The 21,735-nt window shown below is 68.1% G+C and carries 17 protein-coding genes and 6 pseudogenes; 8 read left to right on the forward strand and 15 right to left on the reverse strand.

The window, feature by feature from the left end; all coding sequences use genetic code 11:
- Nucleotides 1-213 precede the first annotated feature (213 nt).
- Nucleotides 214-1,412 (reverse strand): annotated as a pseudogene (locus tag AB0I51_RS40855) (IS110 family transposase).
- Nucleotides 1,413-1,778: 366 nt separating this feature from the next.
- Between AB0I51_RS40855 and AB0I51_RS40860 the strand changes: the two are divergent.
- Nucleotides 1,779-1,937 (forward strand): hypothetical protein, encoded by a 159-nt coding sequence (locus AB0I51_RS40860; protein ID WP_362983482.1) that lies wholly within the window; start codon nt 1,779-1,781, stop codon nt 1,935-1,937.
- Nucleotides 1,938-1,962: 25 nt separating this feature from the next.
- On the opposite strand, the gene AB0I51_RS40865 is transcribed toward AB0I51_RS40860, so the two are convergent.
- Both AB0I51_RS40865 and AB0I51_RS40870 read right to left on the reverse strand, forming a co-directional pair.
- Nucleotides 1,963-2,541, reverse strand: a complete 579-nt coding sequence (locus tag AB0I51_RS40865; protein ID WP_362983454.1) for an Imm21 family immunity protein — start codon at nt 2,539-2,541, stop codon at nt 1,963-1,965.
- A gap of 74 nt (nt 2,542-2,615) precedes the next feature.
- A complete protein-coding gene (locus AB0I51_RS40870) occupies nt 2,616-2,996 on the reverse strand; it encodes a VOC family protein (RefSeq protein ID WP_362983455.1) in 381 nt (126 codons plus the stop codon).
- A gap of 107 nt (nt 2,997-3,103) precedes the next feature.
- Here AB0I51_RS40870 and AB0I51_RS40875 point away from each other — a divergent pair, with 107 nt between their 5' ends.
- Genes AB0I51_RS40875 through AB0I51_RS40885 form a run of 3 tightly spaced genes read left to right on the forward strand, consistent with a single transcriptional unit; the run spans nt 3,104 to nt 4,572 of the window.
- Nucleotides 3,104-3,337 (forward strand): hypothetical protein, encoded by a 234-nt coding sequence (locus tag AB0I51_RS40875; protein WP_362983456.1) that lies wholly within the window; start codon nt 3,104-3,106, stop codon nt 3,335-3,337.
- Nucleotides 3,338-3,388: 51 nt separating this feature from the next.
- A complete protein-coding gene (locus AB0I51_RS40880) occupies nt 3,389-3,688 on the forward strand; it encodes a transposase (RefSeq protein ID WP_362983457.1) in 300 nt (99 codons plus the stop codon).
- The gene (locus AB0I51_RS40885) at nt 3,685-4,572 is read left to right on the forward strand and encodes an IS3 family transposase (RefSeq protein ID WP_362983458.1); all 888 of its coding nucleotides are present in this window, start codon (nt 3,685-3,687) and stop codon (nt 4,570-4,572) included. Before AB0I51_RS40880 ends, AB0I51_RS40885 begins: the two co-directional genes overlap by 4 nt.
- Before the next feature lie 45 nt (nt 4,573-4,617).
- On the opposite strand, the gene AB0I51_RS40890 is transcribed toward AB0I51_RS40885, so the two are convergent.
- The 6 genes and pseudogenes from AB0I51_RS40890 to AB0I51_RS40915 all read right to left on the reverse strand — a co-directional run.
- Nucleotides 4,618-6,228 carry an IS4 family transposase gene (locus AB0I51_RS40890; protein WP_362983459.1) on the reverse strand — a complete coding sequence of 537 codons (1,611 nt, stop codon included), beginning with the start codon at nt 6,226-6,228 and terminating at the stop codon, nt 4,618-4,620.
- A gap of 165 nt (nt 6,229-6,393) precedes the next feature.
- Nucleotides 6,394-6,594: pseudogene (locus tag AB0I51_RS40895) on the reverse strand (Ku protein); the annotation flags it as partial.
- 63 nt (nt 6,595-6,657) lie between these two features.
- Nucleotides 6,658-6,906: a DUF6207 family protein gene (locus AB0I51_RS40900; RefSeq protein WP_362983460.1), complete on the reverse strand. Its 249-nt coding sequence runs from the start codon at nt 6,904-6,906 to the stop codon at nt 6,658-6,660.
- A 103-nt stretch (nt 6,907-7,009) separates the two neighbouring features.
- Complete coding sequence (locus tag AB0I51_RS40905; protein ID WP_362983461.1) at nt 7,010-7,807, reverse strand: nucleoside 2-deoxyribosyltransferase domain-containing protein; 798 nt, start codon at nt 7,805-7,807, stop codon at nt 7,010-7,012.
- Between the two features lie 109 nt (nt 7,808-7,916).
- Entirely contained in the window at nt 7,917-8,165 is a 249-nt protein-coding gene (locus AB0I51_RS40910; RefSeq protein WP_362983462.1) for a hypothetical protein, read from the reverse strand.
- Between the two features lie 208 nt (nt 8,166-8,373).
- A pseudogene (locus AB0I51_RS40915) lies at nt 8,374-8,770 on the reverse strand (transposase); the annotation flags it as partial.
- Here AB0I51_RS40915 and AB0I51_RS40920 point away from each other — a divergent pair.
- A pseudogene (locus AB0I51_RS40920) lies at nt 8,768-9,187 on the forward strand (transposase); the annotation flags it as partial. The pseudogenes AB0I51_RS40915 and AB0I51_RS40920 sit on opposite strands and share 3 nt — an antisense overlap.
- A 29-nt stretch (nt 9,188-9,216) precedes the next feature.
- Here the strand turns inward: AB0I51_RS40920 and AB0I51_RS40925 are convergent.
- The 4 genes from AB0I51_RS40925 to AB0I51_RS40940 form a co-directional block, all read right to left on the reverse strand.
- Nucleotides 9,217-9,513 (reverse strand): hypothetical protein, encoded by a 297-nt coding sequence (locus tag AB0I51_RS40925; protein WP_362983463.1) that lies wholly within the window; start codon nt 9,511-9,513, stop codon nt 9,217-9,219.
- Nucleotides 9,514-10,293: 780 nt separating this feature from the next.
- Nucleotides 10,294-11,019 carry a hypothetical protein gene (locus tag AB0I51_RS40930; protein ID WP_362983464.1) on the reverse strand — a complete coding sequence of 242 codons (726 nt, stop codon included), beginning with the start codon at nt 11,017-11,019 and terminating at the stop codon, nt 10,294-10,296.
- 19 nt (nt 11,020-11,038) lie between these two features.
- Nucleotides 11,039-11,587, reverse strand: coding sequence for a SigE family RNA polymerase sigma factor (locus AB0I51_RS40935; RefSeq protein WP_362983465.1), 549 nt, complete (start codon nt 11,585-11,587; stop codon nt 11,039-11,041).
- Nucleotides 11,588-11,658: 71 nt separating this feature from the next.
- Nucleotides 11,659-12,096 carry a hypothetical protein gene (locus AB0I51_RS40940; protein ID WP_362983483.1) on the reverse strand — a complete coding sequence of 146 codons (438 nt, stop codon included), beginning with the start codon at nt 12,094-12,096 and terminating at the stop codon, nt 11,659-11,661.
- Here AB0I51_RS40940 and AB0I51_RS40945 point away from each other — a divergent pair.
- The 3 genes and pseudogenes from AB0I51_RS40945 to AB0I51_RS40955 all read left to right on the forward strand — a co-directional run.
- A pseudogene (locus AB0I51_RS40945) lies at nt 12,031-13,433 on the forward strand (IS1380 family transposase); the annotation flags it as partial. The gene AB0I51_RS40940 and the pseudogene AB0I51_RS40945 sit on opposite strands and share 66 nt — an antisense overlap.
- Before the next feature lie 183 nt (nt 13,434-13,616).
- A pseudogene (locus AB0I51_RS40950) lies at nt 13,617-13,991 on the forward strand (MarR family transcriptional regulator); the annotation flags it as partial.
- 676 nt (nt 13,992-14,667) lie between these two features.
- Nucleotides 14,668-19,890 carry a family 43 glycosylhydrolase gene (locus AB0I51_RS40955; RefSeq protein WP_362983466.1) on the forward strand — a complete coding sequence of 1,741 codons (5,223 nt, stop codon included), beginning with the start codon at nt 14,668-14,670 and terminating at the stop codon, nt 19,888-19,890.
- Between the two features lie 294 nt (nt 19,891-20,184).
- Here AB0I51_RS40955 and AB0I51_RS40960 read toward each other — a convergent pair whose 3' ends face one another.
- The gene (locus AB0I51_RS40960) at nt 20,185-20,913 is read right to left on the reverse strand and encodes a spermidine synthase (RefSeq protein WP_362983467.1); all 729 of its coding nucleotides are present in this window, start codon (nt 20,911-20,913) and stop codon (nt 20,185-20,187) included.
- A gap of 4 nt (nt 20,914-20,917) precedes the next feature.
- Entirely contained in the window at nt 20,918-21,718 is an 801-nt protein-coding gene (locus tag AB0I51_RS40965) for a transposase (RefSeq protein ID WP_362983468.1), read from the reverse strand.
- Nucleotides 21,719-21,735 lie beyond the last annotated feature (17 nt).

Here is a 21,735-nt window from a genome sequence, read left to right on the forward strand (position 1 = left end):
GGTGTCAGTACCGTCCGTGCTGTGGCAGACCGACGTCCTGCACCTCCAACAGCTCTATCGCTACAAGTAGTTGGGGCCGCTCGCTCGACCGCCTACGCCCGCGCCCTCAATCAAGCGGTCTGGCAGGAGCGTGACGAGGGGGGCCTGGCCGAGCGCCTGGAGCCGTTCAGGGCGGAGTTTCTCGCCGTGGCACGCCGCTTCCTAATGCTGTTGTCAAGCTGCTGTAGCCGCTGGGGGTGTCGCTTCGTAACACCGTCGGTCACGGATTAGGGCCCACAGGACGTTGACGCGTCGGCGGGCGAGGGCGAGCACGGCCTGGACGTGCTTCTTGCCTCGGCACGTTTGCGGTCGTAGAACTTCCGCGAGTTCGGGTCGCAGCGGACGCTGACCAGGGCAGAGGTGTAGAAGACGCGCTGGAGTCTTCGGTGGTAGGCGATCGGCCGGTGGAGGTTGCCGCTGACCTTGCCGGAGTCGCGAGGTGCGGGGGCGACGCCGGCGAAGGCCGCCAGGGCGTCCGGGGAGTCGAAGCCGTCCAGGCTGCCGCCGACAGCGGCGACGAACTCGGCACCCAGGACGGTGCCGATGCCCGGGACGCTCAGGACGATGTCAGCGAGTTCGTGCTCGCGAAACCGGCCCTCGATGAGCTTGTCGATCTCGGCGATCTGCTCGTTGAGGGCCATCACCTCCCCGGCCAGGGTGTGGACCAGCTTTGCGGTGGTCTTCTCCCCGGGGACGGCGGTGTGCTGGCGCTCGGCGGCCTCGACCGCCGCTTCAGCCAGGGATCTCGCGTTGCGGACCTTGCGGTTGGCCAGCCACTTCGTCAGCCGTGCGGCGCCGGCGCGGCGGATCGCGGCCGGGGTCTGGTAGCCCGTCAGCAGCTTGAGCGGGCCGGTGTTGGTCAGCTCCAGGGCCCGTTCCAGGGCCGGGAACATGCTCAGCAGGGTGCCGCGCAGGCGGTTCACCGAGCGAGTGCGGTCCTCGACCAGATCTGCACGGCGCCCGGTCAGCAGCTTGAGCTCGATGGCGGCCTCGTCGCCGGGACGGACGGGCCGCAGGTCGCGGCGCATCCTGGCCTGGTCGGCGATCACGTAGGCGTCGCGGGCATCGGTCTTGCCCTCGCCGCGGTAGCCGTCGGCCGCCCGGTTCACCAGGCGGCCGGGAACGTACAGGACTTCCTGGCCGTGGTTGACCAGCAGCGCCAACAACAGCGCGGGCTCGCCGCCGGTCATGTCGATGGCCCAGGTGACCTGACGGCCGTCGGCCAGGTCCAGGACGTCACCGATCAGCTCCAGCAGCTCGGGTTCGTCGTTGGCGACCCGCCGCGACAAGAGCGTCTTGCCGTCGGCATCCAGTGCGAGGCCGTGGTGGTGGCCCTTGCCGCTGTCGATCCCCGCCCATATCCGGCTCATCATGCTCCTGACCCGCTTGTTCGTGCTGTTCGTGCCACGGACGACTTCGCCGGCATTGCTCTACACAGCGACAGATTCGCACTTCCTAATCGGCGGCCGAGTCGTCGTGGGGCGCCGGGCGGCGAAGCGACGTAAGCCACGAGCTGGCAGCAGCCTGATAGCCACACCCGGAACCCCTGGGCGATCCAACCCTACGAATGGCTCGATCAACCCCGATCAAGAAGGTAGAGCAGCCTGACGTGACATCGCAGGGTCACAGCCACTCGTTGATGGCTGGGGTCTGATGCAGGTCAGGTCAGATGACCTGCCCCACGTCCTGGGTTCCAGTTCTGGTGGCTAACTGACAGTCCTTCACGGAAGTCTGAAGTCATGCCTCGCCCTTATCCTCCGGAGTTCCGGGCACGTGCCGTCGCGCTGGTCCGCGCCGGCAAGCAGGCCAAGCAGACCGCGGTCGAGCTCCTCAAACGCCAGCACTACGGCCGGGCCGGCTTCGCCCTCCTCAGACGCCGCATCCTCCTCGCCCACTGACCACGCCCTGACCCTCGCCGCGGTCTCACGGTCTTTCGGGCAGCAACTGGACCACACCGACCCAAGGGAATTCGCTGGTCGTGTGAACCGCGCGGACTCGCCACCAGCCAGCAGGCAGCGCAACGGAAGCCTGCTCCGGCTGGCCGCCGTCGGGGTACTCCTCATCGAGTTCGGCCCCCGGCGTGGTGGAGTCCATGAGAACGGCGGGCCCATCCGTCTCCCAGACGCCGACGTCCTCCCACTCGATGTCGCGATCGGCGAGGACGGTGTCCGCAGCCGCAAGCACCTCGGACTCTGAGTCAGCAGCGAGCCAGCGAACAAAGACCCGGCGCTCGGGCAGGTACCGGCTGGTGGCGGGCTCATCCGCAAGGACCAGAGCCCGGGCACCGCTGCCGCCGACATCAAGCAGTCCGGCCCAGCCCTCGACCGCGCAGGCGCGGTCGTAGTCCTCCACAATGCCTGGTTCCTCACCCCAGTTCTCCGAACAGCCACCCCATTCGGCCAGCACAGACACGGGCACGACGATCAGCGGGCCGCCAAGCGACTCCACCCAGCCTGAAGGCTTTCGTGTTGAACCAGAAACGGCGCGCGAAGAGTGATCCATGCCGTGAGTATGCCCTCGGCCACTGACAACGCGCCGCCGAGAACCCGCCCCAAGACCGCCTGTTTCACGGGCACTCAGAGGTGGCGGCCGATGAGCCAGTGGTGGCCGAACGGGTCGACCACGCGGCCTTGGCGCATCCCGTACGGCTGGTCAGCGACCGCGAACATCTCGCGCGCGCCGGCAGCGACTGCCCGTGCTGCAACCACGTCGGGATCATCGACGTCGAGGGAGATCCGTACCGTAGTCGCACCCAGCGTCTGCGGACTCGGCGTACCGAGCTCTGGCGCCTCGGTCGCCACGCCGAGGCGATGACCTGCGATTGAGAGGAGTGCCACTTGCGGCCCATCAGGAGCACGCACTCGCTCGCCAACCTCGATGGCGCCAAACGCCTCCGCATAGAACACGACTGCGGCGTCGACGTCGTTGACCGCCAAGAACGGATAGACATCGCTCATGCGCACGATCCTAAAGCTGAGGAACCTCTCTCAGCTTGTTCTTTATGGTCCAGGCTGCCTGGAAGCGTGCGGCAAGGCCAATCCAGCCCCTGAGTAGGGTTGTGGCCATGGCCAAGGGGATGGGGCGGCGGCCCAAGGTGGATCTGGACAGCGGCGTCGAGGACGCGACGATGCTCATCCTGGAATGGCTCGGTGAGCAGGGTGTAGGTGCCATGATCCGGGTCGACGCGGAGCGCATGCGTGACGGCCTGCCGGCGTGGACATTCGCAGCCTCTGGTGGGCCCCTGGATGGTGGGATGAGGGCCGATGGGGGCTCGGCCGGAGTTGAATCTTCCCCTTGATCGTGGACACCTGGAGACTGGGATCTGAGGTTCCAGAGGAAGTAGCACCAGGTGGGAGACAAGTACACGAAGCGGTACACCGAGGAGTTCAAGCGGGACGCGATCGCGCTCGTCGACTCCTCGGGCAAGACGGTCACGGCGGTCGCCCGGGAACTGGGCATCAGCTCCGAGTCCCTGCGCGGCTGGTACCGCAAGGCGAAGGCGGAGCAGGGCGAGGGCACTGCCGGCGAATTGAGCAGTGCCGAGCGCGAGGAGCTCAAGCGGCTGCGGAGGGAGAACCACGAGCAGCAGCAGACGATCGAGATCCTGAAAAAAGCGACCGCCTTCTTGGTGAAGGACAACGACCGGTGAGCGAGTTGTGCCGGTTCATCCATGCGGAGAAGGCGAACTACCCGATCGTTCTGTTGTGCCGGGTGCTGAACGTCGCCCGCTCCTCCTACTACGCGTGGCGCGAGGGCGAGGCCGCCCGCCATGCCTGGCAGGCCGCCGACGACGCGCTCGCGCACGAGATCACGGTGCTGCACGTCGCCTCCCGCCGCACCTACGGTGTCCCGCGCATCCACGCCGAACTGCGGCGTCCGGGGCGGCGGGTGAACCGTAAGCGCATCGCCCGCGTGATGCGCGAGCACGACATCCGAGGCGTCACCCGGCGCAAACGCCGCTCGTTGACCCGGCCCGACAAGAAGGCGCAGCCCGCCCCTGACCTGACCGGCCGCGACTTCCACGCCGAGCGGCCCGGGATCAAGCTGGTCGGCGACATCACCTACCTGCCCACCGCCGAGGGCCGGCTCTACCTCGCCTGCCGGCTGGACCTGGCCACCCGCGAGGTCGCCGGTCACGCCATGGCCGATCACCACCGCGCCGAACTCGTCGTGGACGCCCTCGACATGGCCCACGGCCGAGGGAACCTGGAGCCCGACCGCGTGATCCACAGTGACCGCGGCAGCAAATACACATCGACCCAATTCTGCGACCGAATAAGGGAGTTGGGACTGCGGAACAGCTGCGGACGTACCGGATCACGCTTCGACAACGCGGCCGCGGAGAGTTTCTGGGCCCTGCTCAAGGAAGAGATCGGCACCCGCATCTGGCCCGACCGGGCCACCGCCCGAGCCGAGGTCTGTGTCTTCATCGAGACCTTCTGCAACCGCCGCCGCCTGCGCAAGCACAAGACCTTCGGCTACCTCACCCCGGCCGAGACCAGGCAGCGGCATCCCCACGCCCTCGCGGCATAACAGACGAGTGTCCAAGATCACGGGGAAACTTCCAAGGCCGGGTAGTTAGCGTTTCCGCAGGTCATGCAAGGTGGCGGTCCTCGTTGGAGTGGCTGCCGCGTAGCGGCCGGTGCGAACCCTCTTGATCAGCCCTCTTTCGGTCCAGCGGGCGAGTTGCCGATAGGTGGCGATCAGGGTGACGTCGCCGAGGAGTTCGGCGATCTCTCTGGCCCGCCACTGCCGCTGGGGCTCTGCCTGCAGAACCGTGAGGACGCGGGTCGTGCGGTTGCTGATCTGGCCGGGGCCGACGTATTCAGGGACCGTGGTGGCCGGCAGGGCGGGGCGAGGGGGCGGGGGTTGCAGGAGAGCGATCGTCACGGAGGTCACGGTCAGGCTCTGGTCGGGGCGGCCGTCCATCTTCCTTTCCGCATAGCGCGAGATGGGCGATTTCACCTTCCGGGTACTGACGCGGGGCCGGCGCGGCGATGCCAGCTCCGACAGGACCCGCCGGCCGATCGCCCCGATGCCCTGCTCGAAGACTTCTTCCGCACGTACCAGCAGGTCGCGGGCGGTATGGAGAGCAATCGTGAAGCCGCAGCGGTCGGGGTCGGTGCCCGGCCGCGACTCCGCCGCCTCGACCATGGCCCGGCGAAGCAGCTGGTAGAGGACCAGCAGGGCCCACATCTCCTGCTCGACGCCGATGGGGTCGTGGGAGCGCAGGACCCGCCCGTTCAGGATGGTGTGACGCAGGGCGTAGTAGGCGCTCTCGTGTTCCCAGCGCTCGTGATAGAGGCGCACGAGACGGTCGGCGGGATACCGCTGGGCGTCCAGCAGGGTGGTCACCAGCCGGTAGGAGCCGTCGAAGCCTCTGCCGTCCGTGCAGGCGACGTGCACCTTGGCCTCGATGATGCGCACGGCAACACCGCCGATGACCGAGAGATACGAGGAGTCGGCGAGAGGTTGCAGGACCGGCGGGCGGCGGCGCTGTCGGATACGGCCCACGACGCGGGCGCCGGTGGCGTGCACGGCGGCGAGGAAGTCGTTGCTGTCGAAGCCCCGGTCCCACAGCACCAGCATCTCAGGGCCCAGATGATGCAACAGGCGGGTGGCGTAGGAGGTTTCGCCCTCCCGGGTGGGTCCGAACACCGCGCCGATCACGGAGCGGGTCCCGGTCTCGACCAGCGTCATCAACTCGATCTGGGGATAGCCGCCGTGCGGGCACCGCCCCAGCCGGCCCCGGTTGCGCTCGCTGTCTGGGGTCTTGATCGAGCTGCAGCCGTCGAAGGAGACCGTGCGATAAGGGCCGAAGTGCACGCCCGGCGTAGGGGGTTGAGCCAGTGCTCCGGACACCACCTCGAACAGGGCCTTCATCGGAGCGCAGCCCACCCGGCGCCGAAGATCGCGCAGGCCCTTCGCGCTGGGGGCCGGCCAGACGCCGCCGGTCGCGGACGTCAACTTGTCCCACACCAGCCGGTATCCGACCTCCGGGAACAGGCACATCGCCACCAGGAAGTACACCCCGACCCGTGACGGCAGGTCCCGCAGCCGCTGCTGGACCGCCCTGGTCTCCGCCAGAACGGCATCCACCAACTCGAAGGGCAGAAACGGGGTCAGGCCGCCCAGGTGCCCGGCAGCGAACCTCCCGGCGGCCACGGTAGCCGTACGGGTGATGGCCATCACAGGAGTCTGCGGGACATGATGAAACGGCAACGGAGCTCCTCGGATACAAGCTGTCTTGGTCGACTGCCTGTACCAACGAGCTCCGTTGCTCCGCGTCGGGACTTCCCCAGCGGGCTTGCATGACCTGCGGAAACGCTAACTACCCGGCCTTGGGGAAACTTCAGTGACCGCGACGATCTGCGTCTTGGACAGCTCGTACCCTTTGCCGATCTCCGAGGCCGGAACTTCTCGATCCTCGACCTCGCACACCTTCCGCACCCGCACCCGGCCCATGTCCTCCAGGTGATACTGGTGGAAGCGGATGCTGTGGTCCTCGGTTGCGCTCACCACGTGGATCGGCACCGTGACCAGGCCGAAGCTGATGGCGCTGGATCAGATGGTTCTCGGCATGGCTGACCTCCGCGTCGTGCCCCGAGCGCCTCCCGCCTATGAGCCGTTCCGCCGCCCGGCACGAGGAAGGCCGGCGCACAGACTGCTGCTACGTTCCGGTGTCCTGGGGGATGTCCAGGAAGAGCCGCAGCCGTACGCCGGGTTCGCGCGTCGTACGCCCGCCTCTGCGGTCGCCCACCGTCCGGCAAGCAGTTCCTGGACCGCGAACGCGGTCTGGTCGTCGTCGGCGGTGACGTCGACGACCAGACCGCGTTCCGCGATGTGTGTGTTCGGGATCGGTCTCATGCCGTGGACGACGGCCCGGCACCGGCTGGGGTTGCGCCCTGGTGGGGATGTCACCCGACCGCGTACACGCCGCGACGGGGCGGAACCGTGTGCCTGCCGGGGGTCAGGTGCGGGTGGGGGTGGCCGGCAGCAGTGCGGCGGCTGCGCGGACCGTGGCGTGGAGGGAGTCGTGGACGCTCACCTCGGGGCGGGCCAGCCGCAGTTGCTCCAGGACGTCCAGGCGTCGCGGGTAGCCGGGGTGCGTGCCGACGGCGAGGCGGGTGCCGCGGGCGGCGTGGGCTCCGAGTTCGTACAGGGCGATCGGCTGGACGGCTTCGGCGCAGAACCAGAACAGGATCACGTCGGCGAGACGGAGGTGGTGGTACTCCCAGGTGGTCTGTTCGCGGGTCGCGTCCGGCTGTCCGAGGGGGAAGAAGGCGCGGCGGGGGTTGAGGACGACGGCGGGGGAGCCGATCGTGTCCAGCTGGAGCACGGCGCGCAGCTGCCAGTCGGGGCAGCCGGTGATGCCGCCGCCCAGGAAAACCGACGGAGCACTTCCGTCGTACGGGGCGGGGGATTCGATGTAGCGCAGCGTACGGGGCGGGAGCAGCGGGAAGCCGGTGACGGCGATCGCGTCCAGCAGGTCACGTACGAGTGCCTGGGTTTCGGGGCTGCTGTCCGGGTAGGCGCGCAGGACCGGGGCCAGCCGCCAGGAGCCGAGCTCCGGGTGCGGGCGCAGCATCTGCTGTATGGATTCGGCCGTCAGCTCGCCGCCGGCGGCGAGGCCGTCCAGGCCGCCGTCGGCGCTCGCCTGCGCGGACAGGATGCGGGCGCGGTGTTCCTCGGTGGCCTCTGGGCGCCACCGGCCGTGTACGTAGTCGTCCGCCAGTTCACCGGCCAGGCCCTGCAGTTGATCCGTCACACGGGGCAGCCTACGAAGCCACGGCGGCATCAGGACGGCCGTACGCACGATGACATGGCAGGGGCAGCGTTCGTGACAGCCTGAGCGCCGCGCCGTCGGTGTGCCCCGGCTAGCCGGCCGGGGTCTCCACCTGGTGCTCGTGGTGGTGCTTGAGGGCGTCACGGGCCGCGAGGATCTCGGCTGGGGAGACCTCGCTCCAGTGCTTGTGCGTGACGATCGCCCCGGCGAGTTCGACTTCCCGCACCCGCAGCCGGGCCGCCGGGGCGTGGGCGTGTTGGCGGCAGCGGTTGTGCGTCAGCCGTGTTCGGTTGTTGATTGCCTGGTCATGCGCTGTGAGCGCGGGTTGATCTGCTGTCATGAGGTGACCAAGTGGCTGCCATTTAGCGGCTGGGGCTGGGCGGGTTGGCTGTTGTGGGGGCGGCTGTTCCTAATTGTCCCTACCGCTTCCGCTTCCGCTTGTGCCGTGCTGCGTTCCTCGTGCCGCTCTGCGGCTGCTTGGCGTTCGGGTGGATCGAGCGATGAAGCTCTGAGAGGGTATTTGATCTAGACGTATTGCCCTGTATGCCCTAGTAGGTTCCTCGCCAGGTTGGCGTGGCCTCGTCCGTTATGCGTTTGGCGAGGTTGCCGATCGAGGCGATGTGGATCATGGCTTCGGAGCTGGCAGTGAGGGTCTCGTAGTCGCGGGCGAGGCGGCGGTGCATCATGATCCAACCAATGCTTCGCTCTACTACCCAGCGCCTCTTCACGACGTGAAATCCGTGCTTATCCGGGTTTCTGTTGACTACTTCGACGTCGATTCCGAGGCGAGCGCCGTGTTCGGTGACGGCATTTTTGAAGCCGGTGCCAACTCTTGGAGATGGTTGGGTACTTCTCCTTCGCCTGGTCGAGGGGGCGTATTCCCAGGGCGTTTTCCGAGAGGCTGGCGGCGGTGACGGTCACGGTGAGGATGAGACCGATGGTGTCGGCAGGAAGCGCAGCATCGTCGTCGACACTCTCGGCCTGTTACTGCTGGTCATGGTGACCGCCGCCAGCGTCTCGGACAACGCGGCCGGTATCCAGCTCCTCACCCGCGTCGCCGCCGACCACCCCACCATCAGCAAGGCGTGGGTCGACACCGGATACAAGAAGAAGGCCATCGAGCACGGCGCCTCGCTCGGCATCGACGTCGTCCCACGGAACGAGCAGGTCAAAGGCTTTTCCGTGATCCCGCGGCGCTGGGTCGTGGAGCGGAGTTTCGGGTGGATCATGATGCACCGTCGCCTCGCCCGCGACTACGAGACCAAACCGGCGCACTCCGAGAGCATGATCCGCCTCGCGATGATCTCCAACCTCGCAAAACGAGCGACGGGTGAAACAGTCATAACCTGGCACAACCCATGAACTATCGCTTCTTCAAGCAGGACGTCCTCTCAGAAGCCGCGCGCGGTGAGCCACTCGTCCAGTGCGGCCGCGACGATGTCACCGATCGGCAGATGATCGAGTTCGCTGTCCAGTGCGAAGCGCTTGATCCGCTTCTTCAGCTTCAGCGCGGCGGGGACCGACGAGTCGAGGCTCTCGCGCGCGACGATGCGCTGGTTGAGAACCACGGCGGCCTCGGGGATGTCCTTCGGACGGCCGGGACCGTGGGCGTACGGCGTTCCCTCGCTGGGCGCTTCATACGACTGCGCTTCCTGTTCCTGGTGAGACCCCGGACCATCGGTCCCCACCGGGAACACCGTAGGACCTGCCCTCGTAGGAGCCGTCGAGCGTACCGCCACCTCGGCGGACAGGGCTGCAGCAGCAGCCGTCGACGTGATGTGGGACGGGCCCTGCTGCGTGGATTGTGTGGGCTCAGGAGCCGAGACCTCCGTCGGCGTCAACAACTTCACTGGCTCACCGGCTGATTGCGTCCCTCTTTCGGGGGCGACGACGGCTGGGCGAGTCGGCTGACTGGGGCCAGGTTGCTGTCCGGGGCTGCCCGGCTCGGCCTCGACGGCTGACCCGGCGGCGGTCTGCGTCATTCCGGTCGTCGTTTCGGTTGAGTCCTGCGCTGCCGATTCGACGGGAGCGTTGGATGGAGGAGCCTGAATCCGCGGTGCGCTGGCGGCGGATCGTCCGTCCTGCAGTCAGCTGTAGGCCGCACTGGCCCTGCACACATCGCGATCGTTAGGAAGCCGCAACGCTTCAGGATTCGTGAGCGCGTCCCGGATGCCATCCTCGGCGCCGACGGACCGGACCTGTCATGAGTTGCGGATCTCCCCTGCGAGTGGACGGCTCTGGAATACCACCGCCGATCGCTGCCGCGCCGGCCGACAGCCAAGCCGTACAGCAGCCACCCGTGGCTCAGCGGCGGAAGCGTGTGTGCAGGGTGTGCCACGGACCGTACCGCTCGGGCACATCCCGTCCACCGCAAGCCGAACCGGCGTGCGAGGAACCCCGGGTGGTCTCCCTTTTCTGAGAGGCCCGCCCGGGTTGAGCCGGGCGGGCCTCGCCGGGACGGGCTCCCCTCAGAATGACGACATCTCTGCCAGCACCTTGCCGTCGGTGCTGTACGTTCGGAAGACGGGACGGTTGGCCCGTTCCGTGCTCTTCTGTGTCTGCGAGATGTTCCCGGGGGGCCCGACCGCGTAGGTGCTCACATAAGCCGGCCGTCCGTCCAGCCGCACGATGGGGAGTTCGGTGGTCCGGCCCTTGAGCGTCATGGTGATCCTGGCGGCAGGGGTCTTACCGGTATAGGCGAGGATGTACACGGTGCCTTGGGCGAGCGGGTGCACGTTCATGGTCATCGGCACTGCGCCCGGCTGGTTGACGTCGAGGTAGCCCACGCAGATGGGCTTGTCGTGACCGGGGGTCGCGTCGCAGAACTCCCTGGGCTTCAGCAGGTACCAGACGCCGAGTCCGGCCTGGACCTTCTCCCCGGGGCTTACGATCCGCACCTCCGTCCGGGGGCTCGGCGACGCGGGCCGGGTGGGGGAGTGCGCGGGTGTGGGGTCCGTACTGGTGACGCTGTGCGAGGCCGTCGGCTGGGACAGGGCCGCGATCTCGATCCCCACGGGTACCAGCAGGGCCGCGCCGAGAGTGGCCGCCGCCCACCGACGTCGTCGTGCGATGGTGCGGCTCCGCTGCATGATCCGTTCGTGCGGGAACGACGGTGGGGCGCAGCCGTGCGCGGCGTCGTCGAGTGCCTGCCACAGTTCGGGTACCGGCGGCTGCGGTGACATGTCGGTCGTCATCGTGTGGGCCCTTTCCCCCTCAGCTTTGTGCCGCTGTCGCGGCGTAGTCGGACAGGACAGCACAGCCGCGCAGTTTCTTCAGGGCTCGGCTCGCCTGGCTCTTCACGGTGCCGGCCGAGCAGCCGAGGATGTCCGCCGTCTCCTGCTCTCCCAGGCACTCCCAGTAGCGCAACACGACGACGGCGCGCTGGCGGGGCGGGAGGGTGGCGAGCGCGGCGAGGAGTTCGGTGCGGGTGTCGTAGCTGTCGTGGTCGGCGAGTGTGGCCGGCTCGGTCAGGTGCGGGGTGAGGAGCTGTACGACCCGTCGTCTACGTTGTCGCGTGGTGTTGTTGTTGATCAACGCGCGACGGACGTAACGGTCGGGCGCTCCGAGGGTGCGTATGTGATCCCAGCGCAGGTACACCTTGGCGAGTGTGGTCTGGACGAGATCCTCCGCCTCGTGGTGGTCGCCGTGGGTCAGCAGATAGGCGAAGCGAAGCATCCACGACCAGCGGGCGGTTGCGTACGTTTCGAAGTCCCCCACGTCGGCGTCCGCCTCGGGTGGGTTCTCCTCCCGGCCCGTTCTCATCCTGTCGGCCACCTCCCGGTCCGTTCTGTCCGCAGCCTTCCGCCCAGAGGCGGCAGGCGTACAAGGGCTGGTCATACGCACACCCCGGCTTCCCCGTTTCCTTCATGTCGTTCTCCGCGCTCCGGTCGGTGAGCGCGAGCTTCCGTGAGTAACACCCCCGGAAGAGCGCGCGGGTTGCACGTGGCTTTGAACATGTCGCCGAGGAGGGCATCGCCGCCTTCGGCTTCCCGGCGGTCCTTGATGGTGTCGACGATGGTGAGGTCGTCGCTCAGGACGTATGTGCCGACGTCGAAGAGGACGTGGCAGTTCGGGCAGAGGCCTAGCCTCGCCGTTTCGCTTGGATACGGCGGTTGTTGAGGCGGAAACGCGAAAGTGCCTCCCTGACCTGGGACGATGAACCTTGCTGAGGGGTTCTGCCGGTCCAGGCGGAGGGCACTTTCTACGTGCAGGGTATCGGGTTGCGTCCCAAGGTCCATGTCGGTGCCGATGGTTCGGGGGTGGTCGGGCATGCCGGGACACGACTGCTGGCCGAGCTTGCGGATGCCACCGGGCTGAGCGCCGCGTACTCGACCGCCTTACGGTCGCTTCGGCCGCGCGGGAGCGGCCATGACCCGGGCAGGATCGCCACCGACCTGGCAGTGATGCTCGCCGACGGCGAGGCCATCGCGGACCTGGCCGTGCTGCGGGACCAGGCTGGGGTGTTCGGCCCCGTCGCCTCGACACCGACGGCCTGGCGACTGCTGGCCGACGTTGACGAGACCGCCCTCGCCTCGCTGGCCCCGGCCCGCGCCACGGCCCGGGAAGCCGCCCGGCCACAGGCCGCCGAACAGGGCGGGGCATACCCGAAGCCCGGGCCGCGGGGCGCACGCTGCCCGGTCTGGTCCTGGACCTCGACGCCACGCTGGTCACCTGCCACTCCGAGAAACAGCAGGCCGCACCCACCTACAAGGGCGGCTTCGGCTTCCACCCGCTGCTGTGCTTCCCGGCCACCACCGGCGAGGCACTGTCGGGCCGGCTGCGGCCCGGGAACGCCGGCGCCAACACCGCAAGCGACCACATCACCGTGCCCGGCCAGGCACTCGCGCAGATCCCCGACGCCCACCGCCACGGCACCGACATCCTCATCCGCACCGACAGCGCCGGATCCGCGAAAGCCTTCCTCACCCACGTCCGCGACCTGCGCAAACGAGGCATCCGTACCTTCTTCTCGGTCGGATACGCCATCACCGAGCCGGTCCGGCGCGCTGTCCGGGCCATGCCCGACCGCCTCTGGCACCCCGCCCTGAACCAGGACGGGACACTGCGAGCCGGGGCCGAAGTCGCCGACCTGACCGGCATGGCCAACCCGGACGGCCATCCAGCAGGCACCCGCATCATCGGGCGACGCGAACGCCCGCGCCCAGGAGCCCAGTTGACCCTGCTCGACCACGACGAGGGCCTGCGGCACCGAGTATTCCTCACCGACACCCCATACACCGGCGGCGGCTCCGCCCAGTTCCTGGAGGTCCGCCACCGCGGCCACGCATGCGTCGAGGACCACATCCGGTACGGCAAGAGCACCGGCTTCGGCCGCTTCCCCTCCCGCGACGTCAACGTCAACGCCGTCCGGCTCGAACTCAGCCCCGCTGCGATCGACCTCCTGGCCTGGACCCGTGTCCTGCTGCTGCTGGACGGCGAACTCGCCACCGCCGAGCCGAAGAAGCTCCGCTACCGGCTGCTGCACGTCGCGGCACGCCGCACCCGCGGCAGCCGACGCCTGGGCTTGCGGATATCAGCGACCTGGCCCCGGAGAAACGAACTCGCCGTAGCCTTTCGTCGCCTCGCCACACTGCCCCGTCCCGCCGGCCAGCCTCCTGTTCACCCCGGGACGCATCGGTGTTGGCGGACTCGCGGATGCTGCCCCGACGTTACGGCGCTGTGGGAATGTATGGGGCTGTTGTCGCGAGACTGGTCCAGCCGACTCGGCTGTCCTGCCTGTCCCTACGTGATCGGTACGGTGGTGTCGGGACGACGAGGGGGCGGTGTGGCCGTGGGTGATGAAGCGGAGATCAAGACGGCGAAGGAGGCTGCCGACCACGAGCTCATCCTGGCGTTCGGGCGGCTGCAGGGGGCGGCGAACCGGCTGGAGTACATCCTCGGCCGGGCGCTGGAGGCGGAGTGCGGCATCAGCCATCTGGTCTTCGAGGTGCCGCTGATCCTCGGGCGTGCGGGTGAGCCGGGGCTTTCGATGCGGGCCATCGCCCAGGAGCAGGTTCTGACCACCGGTGGTGCCACCCGGGTGGTGGATCGCATGGAGGCGGCGGGTTTCGTGACGCGCGCGGACTCCCCCGACGACCGGCGCGGAAAGCTGGTGCGGCTGACGCCGCTGGGTGAGGAGACGGTCGTGCGCGCGTCCCAGGTGCACTGGCGGCGGTTACCGCGAATCTCCACGCCGAGGACCAAGCCCTCCGGAAAAGAGCGGAAAAGTGCGGAAGAGAGTCGACAAGCTGTCTGCCCGGACGCCGGGGGTGCGGTTCCTGGCGGCGCGGTAGGTGCCCGTCATGCCCGCGCCCGCCTCGCACACCGGGTGAACTGATATCGCTTCACCTCACTCAGGACCAGGCCGGTCCTCGTCCCACCGATGTGGCCGGTGCCCCAAGACCGGCCGTCCGCCCGTCGCGAGGAGTCCCCCCGCCGCTTTGTCACCGTCTTCACCGCCACGCCAACGGGCCGCGCGACGCCCCCGCTCGACCTGCCGTCGGCGGACGCCAGAACGAGCCGGGCCCGTTCAGTCGGCCGCCGATCCGGTCATCCCGCCTGCCGAATCAGCTCCGCACGCTCGTCCTTGAACTGCGGATTTCCACGGAGGACGGGACCGGATGCGACATGCCAACAGGTCCACTTACCGACCCCGGAATCTCTTCCACGTCACGTTGGATCGTCCGACCGGCCGCACATGCGCTCTCGCCCCTTGACGCTGCACCACGCACCGTTTGACACTCTCGAAACACAACATCACATTGTCGAAATGCCGCACCGTCGGCCTTTCTCTGCCCCGATCACCTGTGGAGGAAAAACCGCCGATGTTGCATCGATTTGTCATGTCTAGAGCAAGCTGGAACGCGCCCCGGAGCCGGTCCCGGCGGCCCAGGCTCGCAGCGGTTGCCCTCGCCGCGATGGGCATGACGCTGCTGCCGACCACCGCACACGCCACGAACCCGGCAGCCACCGCGGGCTCTTCGGAGATCACCGACGGCCTCGCCCTCTGGTACAAACTCGACGCGGCCTCCGGCCAACTGGCTGCCGACTCCTCGGGCCACGGCCGGGACGGCACCGTGAACGGCACCGCCGGCTGGAACGCCGGCGACGGCCTCACCCTCAACGGGTCCGACACCTACGTGAAGGTGCCGGACAACATCTTGAGCGGCATGAGCGCGATCACCGTGTCGCTGGACGTGCAGATCGACCCCGCGCAGGCCAGTCCGTACTTCATCTACGGATTCGGCAACTCCAGCGGCTCCAACGGCAACGGCTATCTCTTCACCACCGGCAACACCTTCCGTACCTCCATCGCTTCCGGCAACTGGTCGACCGAGCAGACCACCGCGCCCGCCGCCTCGTACAACCTGCCGCGCACCGTGTGGAAGCACCTCTCCTACACGCAGACGGCAAGCGGCACCGGCGTGCTCTACGAGGACGGTGTGGAGGTCGCCCGCAACACCGCCGTCAGCATCACGCCGGGTTCGATCGGTGGCGGCACCACTACCGCCAACTTCATCGGCCGCTCCCTCTACTCCGGCGATAAGTACTTCAAGGGGAGGATCAAGGACTTCCGAGTCTACGACCGGGCGCTGGACGCCTCCGAGGTCGAGCAGTTGGCGCTGCCGATCGCCACGGACGGGGTCGCGCGGGACAAGGCCGCGCTGAGCCTCGGCGACGGCACCGACGCCGTCGTGTCGGACCTGACGCTGCCCACCGCCGGCACGGCGGGCGGCAGTTCGATCAGCTGGTCCAGCGACGCGCCGTCCGTGGTGTCGGCGACCGGCGCCGTCACCCGCCCTGCGAGCGGTGAGCCCGATGGTCACGCGACGCTCACCGCGACGCTGAAGAAGGGCGCGGTGACCGACACCAAGTCCTTCGACATCACCGTGCTGGCGGACTTCGACGACCAGCACGCCGTGGACCGGGCCGCAGCCTCGCTGACCGTCCCGAATATCGACGACGTACGCGGGAATCTGACGCTGCCCGCGAACGGCGACTACTCGACCGCGGTCGAGTGGTCGTCCGCCGACCCGTCCGTCGTCTCCGCCGACGGGGTGGTCAACCGCCCGGCCGCGGGCGAGGGTTCGACCGCTGTCGAGCTGACCGCGACCGTCAGGCGCAACGACGCATCCGCGACCCGCACGTTCACCGCCAAGGTGCCCGAACTCCCGGTGCCGGAAGCCAAGTCCGGCTACCTCTTCAGCTACTTCACCGGCGAGGGCACGGCCGACGGTGAGCAGGTCCACTTCGGCCTGAGCAAGGGCAACGACCCGCTGAAATGGCGGGAGATCAACAACGGCAACCCGGTGCTGACCTCGACGCTGGGCGAGAAGGGGTTGCGCGACCCGTTCAACATCCGCTCTCCCGAAGGCGACAAGTTCTACCAGATCGCCACCGACCTGCGGATCTACGACAACGGCGACTGGGACGCCGCGCAGCGCACCGGCAGCCGGGCGATCATGGTGTGGGAGTCGACCGACCTGGTGCACTGGACTGACCAGCGGCTGGTGACGGTCTCGCCGAAGGAGGCGGGCAACACCTGGGCCCCGGAGGCCTATTACGACAAGTCCCTCGGCTCGTACGTCGTCTTCTGGGCGTCGAAAATCTACGACAACGAAGCGCACACCGGCGACACCTACAACCGCATGATGTACGCCACCACCCGTGACTTCCGCACCTTCAGTAAGCCCAAGGTGTGGATCGACCGCGGCTACTCGGTGATCGACTCCACGATGATCGAGCACGACGGCCAGTACTACCGCTTCTCCAAGGATGAGCGGAACACCTCCTCCTCCTCCCCGAACAGCAAGTTCATCTTCGAAGAGAAGGCCGACTCGATCCTCGACACCGACTACGCCTCCGTGGCCGAGGGCATCGGCAAGGGCGCGATGAGCGCCGCCGAGGGACCGCTGGTCTTCAAGTCCAACACCGAGGAGAAGTGGTATCTCTTCCTCGACGAGTTCGGGGGCCGCGGCTACATACCGTTCGAGACGACCGACCTCGACGCGGGCGTCTGGACCCCGTCCACCGACTACTCGCTGCCGTCGTCGCCACGCCACGGAACCGTGCTGCCGGTCACCGAGGCCGAGTACAACCGGGTGCTGCGCGCTTATCAGCCCGACGAGCTGGTGGAGAGCGCCGAGGATGTGACGGTCTCCACCGCCATCGGCAGCGCGCCGGTGCTGCCCGCGACCGTCATCGCCAAGTACGCCGACGGCATCACCCGCCCGGTCGCCGTGACCTGGGACGACGTCCCGGCGTCGGCATACGGATCGGCCGGGACGTTCACCGTGAACGGCACCCTGCCGGACGGCGCCACACTCCACGTCCAGGCCCATGTCACGGTGTCCAAGGGCGGCGGCACCGACATCCCGTCGGGACTGGTCCTGCGCTACGACTTCGACGAGACGTCCGGCAACGTCGTCCGGGACTCCAGCGGCCACGGCAACCACGGCACCTATGTCAACACCCCGGCCTTCGGGACCGGCGTGCACGGCGGTTCGTTCGTGATGAGCGGCGGCTCCAGCTCCTCCACCACCGCGCCGTACGTCAAGATCCCCAACGGCGTGCTGAAGGACACCGACAGCGTCACCGTATCCACCTACGCCAAGTGGGATCCGACGTCGACGGCGGTCAACCAGTGGCTCTTCGGCCTCGGCCCGGACAGCGACAAGTACCTCTTCGCAACACCGTCGAACGGCGGCGGGAGTCTCTACTCCGCTGTCACCACCGGAAGTTGGGGCGCCGAGTCGAAGCTGTCGGCGGGCTCGAAGCTCGCCGCCGGTGAGTGGAAACACATCACCGTCACCCTCAACGGCGCCACCGGGACCGCGGTCCTCTACCTCAATGGCGTGCAGGTGGCCAAAACCACCGGGGTGACCATCAAGCCGTCGGACCTCTACGACGCCTCGAAGGGCTACAGCGGCTACATCGGCAAGTCGCTGTACGCCGCTGACCCCTACTTCGCCGGCCAGGTGGACGACTTCCGGATCTACAACCGCGCGCTGTCCGCGGCCGAGGTCCTGGAGCTGAGCGGCAACACCACCGGTATCGCCAGTGCCACGCTGCCCGAGCTGAAGACCGACGCGATCGTCACCGACACCCAGAGCCGGATCGTGCTGCCGGTCAAGGAAGGCACCGAACTCACCGCCCTGGCACCGGAATTCACCCTGGCCAACGGTGCGACCATCAGCCCCGCCTCCGGCACGGTCCGGAACTTCACCAAGCCGGTCAGGTACACCGTCACCGGCTCGGACGGCGCGACCCGCGTCTGGACCGTACAAGCGATTGAAATGAAGAGCCCGGTGCTGCCCGGTCTCAACGCCGACCCGGACATCGTGGTCTTCGGCGACACCTTCTACATCTATCCGACCACCGACGGGTTCCCCGGCTGGAGCGGCACCCAGTTCAAGGCGTACTCCTCCACCGACCTGGTGCACTGGACGGACCACGGCGTCATACTCGACCTTGGTCCGGACGTCTCCTGGGCCGACAGCCGGGCCTGGGCGCCGACGATCACCGAGAAGAACGGTAAGTACTACTTCTACTTCTGCGCTGACGCCAACATCGGCGTCGCCGTCTCGGACTCCCCGACCGGCCCGTTCAAGGACGCTCTCGGCAAACCCCTCCTCGCGGCAGGCACGTTCAGCGGCCAGATGATCGACCCGGCGGTCTTCACCGACGACAACGGGACGTCGTACCTCTACTTTGGCAACGGCGGCGCGTTCGTCGTCCCGCTGAACGACGACATGATCTCCCTGGACACCTCCAAGGTCGCCACGATCACTCCCGACGGTTTCCGGGAGGGCGCGTTCACCATCAAGCGGCACGGTGTCTACTACTTCATGTGGTCGGAGAACGACACCGGCGACGAGAACTACCAGGTCGCGTACGCCACCGGCAGCTCGCCGATGGGCCCCTGGACCAAGCGCGGCGTGATCCTGTCCAAGGACCTGGCGCTCGGCATCAAGGGCACCGGCCACCACTCGGTGGTCCGGGTCCCCGGCACCGACGACTGGTACATCGCCTACCACCGGTTCGCCATCCCGGGCGGCGACGGCACCCACCGCGAAACCACCATCGACAAGCTGGAGTTCGACACCGACGGCCTGATCAAGACGGTGGTCCCCACCCTCACCAGCATCAAGCCGGTGACCGTCGCGCACGCCGGCCCCGACGCCACCGGAGCGGAGGGCAGCGCCATCGCCCTCACCGGCACCCTCTCCGGCGCGGACGCCACCCCGAAGTGGAGTGTTGCATCCGGCGCCCCGTGCACCATCGTCCGCGCCAGGACCCTCACCCCCGCCATCACCTGCACCGACAACGGCACCTACGAGGTCACCCTCACCGGCGGCCGCAGCAGCGACACCCTCACCGTCACTGTCACCAACGCGGCCCCGGTGATTCGCGACGCCACCGGACCCGCCAAGCCGGTATCGGTGGGCGCGAAGATCACCCTCACCACTCACTACACCGACCCGGGCCGCAGCGACACGCTCACCTGCTCGGTCGACTGGGCCGACGGCACAGCCCCGACGTCCTGCCGCGCGGGCCACACCTACCGCAAGGCCGGCATCTACCACCCGACTGTCACCGTCACCGACGACGACGGGGCCGCCACCTCCAGGACCCTCACCGACCTGGTCGTCTACGACCACGCGGCCGGCCGGGCCGTGGGTAGCGGCACCTTCGCCTCACCGGCCGGCGCCTACCCCGCCTCCCCTCGGCTGACCGGAAAGGCAGCCTTCTCCTTCTCCCTCTCCTACGGCAGGAACGCCACCACCCCCACCGGCAGGGTCGCCTTCGACTTCAAGGCGGCGGGCCTCAAGTTCCGCTCCACGTCGTCCGATTGGCTGGTGGTCACCGGTTCCCGCGCCCGCTATCAGGGCTCTGGCACCCTCAACGGCGTCAAGGGCTACGGCGTCAGCATCACCGCCACCGACCACCCGGACACCTTCCTCATCAACGTGTGGAGGAAGTCCACCGGCGCCACCGTCTACGCCGGCCCCACCGCGGCACTCGCCTGCGGCATCACCATCGGCCACCACCCGGCGGCGCACTGACCGCCCCGGCCTCAGCCGCCGGACGGTCCTGCAGCCCAGGTCCGTCCGGCGCGCGTGCGCTGTCGACCACTGAACTTGAACCCGTGCTGTCGGAACTGACGTGCGTCAGATGCGGGCCCCTGACTTGCTGCACCGGATGTCCAAGTGTGTCCCCGACGGTGGTCAGAGAGGTTGAGGCTCCGCAGCGGGGGACCACCACAGCGAGGATGGCGAAGCCGTCGTCGCTGCGGGCTTCGAGCAGGCCGGCCCGCCGCTCGGTGTCGATCGACGCCCCGCAGCACGGACAGCCGATCTTCAGGGCCTGTCCGGTGCCTTGCCGGCCAGGTAGACGGTATTGGTAGAGGTACCGCCCTGTAGCGGGTTGTCAAAAGCGACGACATGGGCCGCTGTGTGTGCGAAGACCTCGGAAAGCGCGGAGGTGAACTGCGGGTCGGGCGGGTCGTTCGACCACAAGGCGAACACCCCGCCGGGGTGGAGGTGACCGGCGAGAGCGCGGAGCCCGGCGGGCTGGTAGAGCGCCGCGTGGCGTGGGTGGAGCACATGGCGCGGAGAGTGGTCGACGTCCAGCAGGATGACGTGGAAGCGGCGGCCCGGCTCCGTGGGGTCGAGACCACACGGACCGGCGGCCAGTGCGAAGAAGTCTCCGTGCAGCAGTCGGCAGCGGGCGTCCGAGGTCAACCGGTCTCCGAGGGGCACCAAGCCCCGCTGATGCCAGTCGATGACTTCGGCGAGCGCATCGATCACCGTCAGTGTCCGCACCCGTGGATCATCCAGGACGGCCTGGGCGGTGTAGCCGAGTCCGAGTCCGCCGACGGCTACGTCCAGTTCGGTGTCCGGCAGTTTGGCCAGGGCGAGTTCCGTGAGCGCGATCTCGCCGGTGGTGAAGAGGCTGGACATCAGGAACTCGTCGCCGAGCTTTACCTCGTACACGTCATCCCCCGAGACCGGGTGGCGGCGCCGACGCAGACTGATCTCGCCGATGGGCGTCGGTTGCCAGTCGATCTCCTCGAAGCGCAGGCCCATCCGTTCACCTTTCTGACGTGCGTGGAGGCACGGTGCTGTTGCGCATCGAAACATACTCCGCCCCCGCGTGGAGCCGGGCACTGATGAGGTGACGGCCCGGTCGGGCGCCGCGACCGGCGACGTGCGGTTGGAAGTGGAGATCGCGCCGGTCGAAGATGTAGCTACCGACGGGGGAGGACCACATCGTGTCGCCGCACACGCCGGCAGGATGTGGGCGGTGGACGGGGCCACCGGCCGACGAGCCTTGGGTCAAGGCCCGTCCCGCGCACCGGTCGCTGAGCGTCATCTTGGGCAGGCCCTGGAGCTGATCGCGCAGCTCGTCGGGGACGGTGACGATGAGGACCTTGAGGGTGACCATGACCTGGGTGCGGGCCTTCACGGCCGTATCCCGGGCAATCTTGGTGTGGCGGAACATCTCGACCGTGCCCTCGGCGGTCTTCGGTGTCGCGGTCGCGGTGCCCGCGAGGACGGCGCGGGCCGCGTTCTCGGCGTCGATGGAGTCGGACTTGCCGCGCTGGCGCCGCACCCGGCGATCGGGCCGGTTGACCTCGACGACCTTGTGACCGTGTCGGCGCAGGTAGGAAGCGAGTCCGACACCGTAGGACCCGGTGCCCTCGACACCGAAGCCGAGGACCTGCCCGAACTGGGCCGCCCACTGGGCAAGTTGCTCATAACCTCCGCGGTCGGCGGCGACGCTGAGGCTGCCCTGGGCGCCGCCGACGACGACCGCGGTGTGTACGTACTTGTGGGTGTCGACTCCGATGACGACTTTCCCGATCGGCTCGGCCTGCAGGATGCTGGTCATGGCTGTCGGTTCCCCTC

The sequence above is a fragment of the Streptomyces sp. NPDC050549 genome (genome assembly GCF_040655035.1).
Lineage (GTDB): Bacteria > Actinomycetota > Actinomycetes > Streptomycetales > Streptomycetaceae > Streptomyces.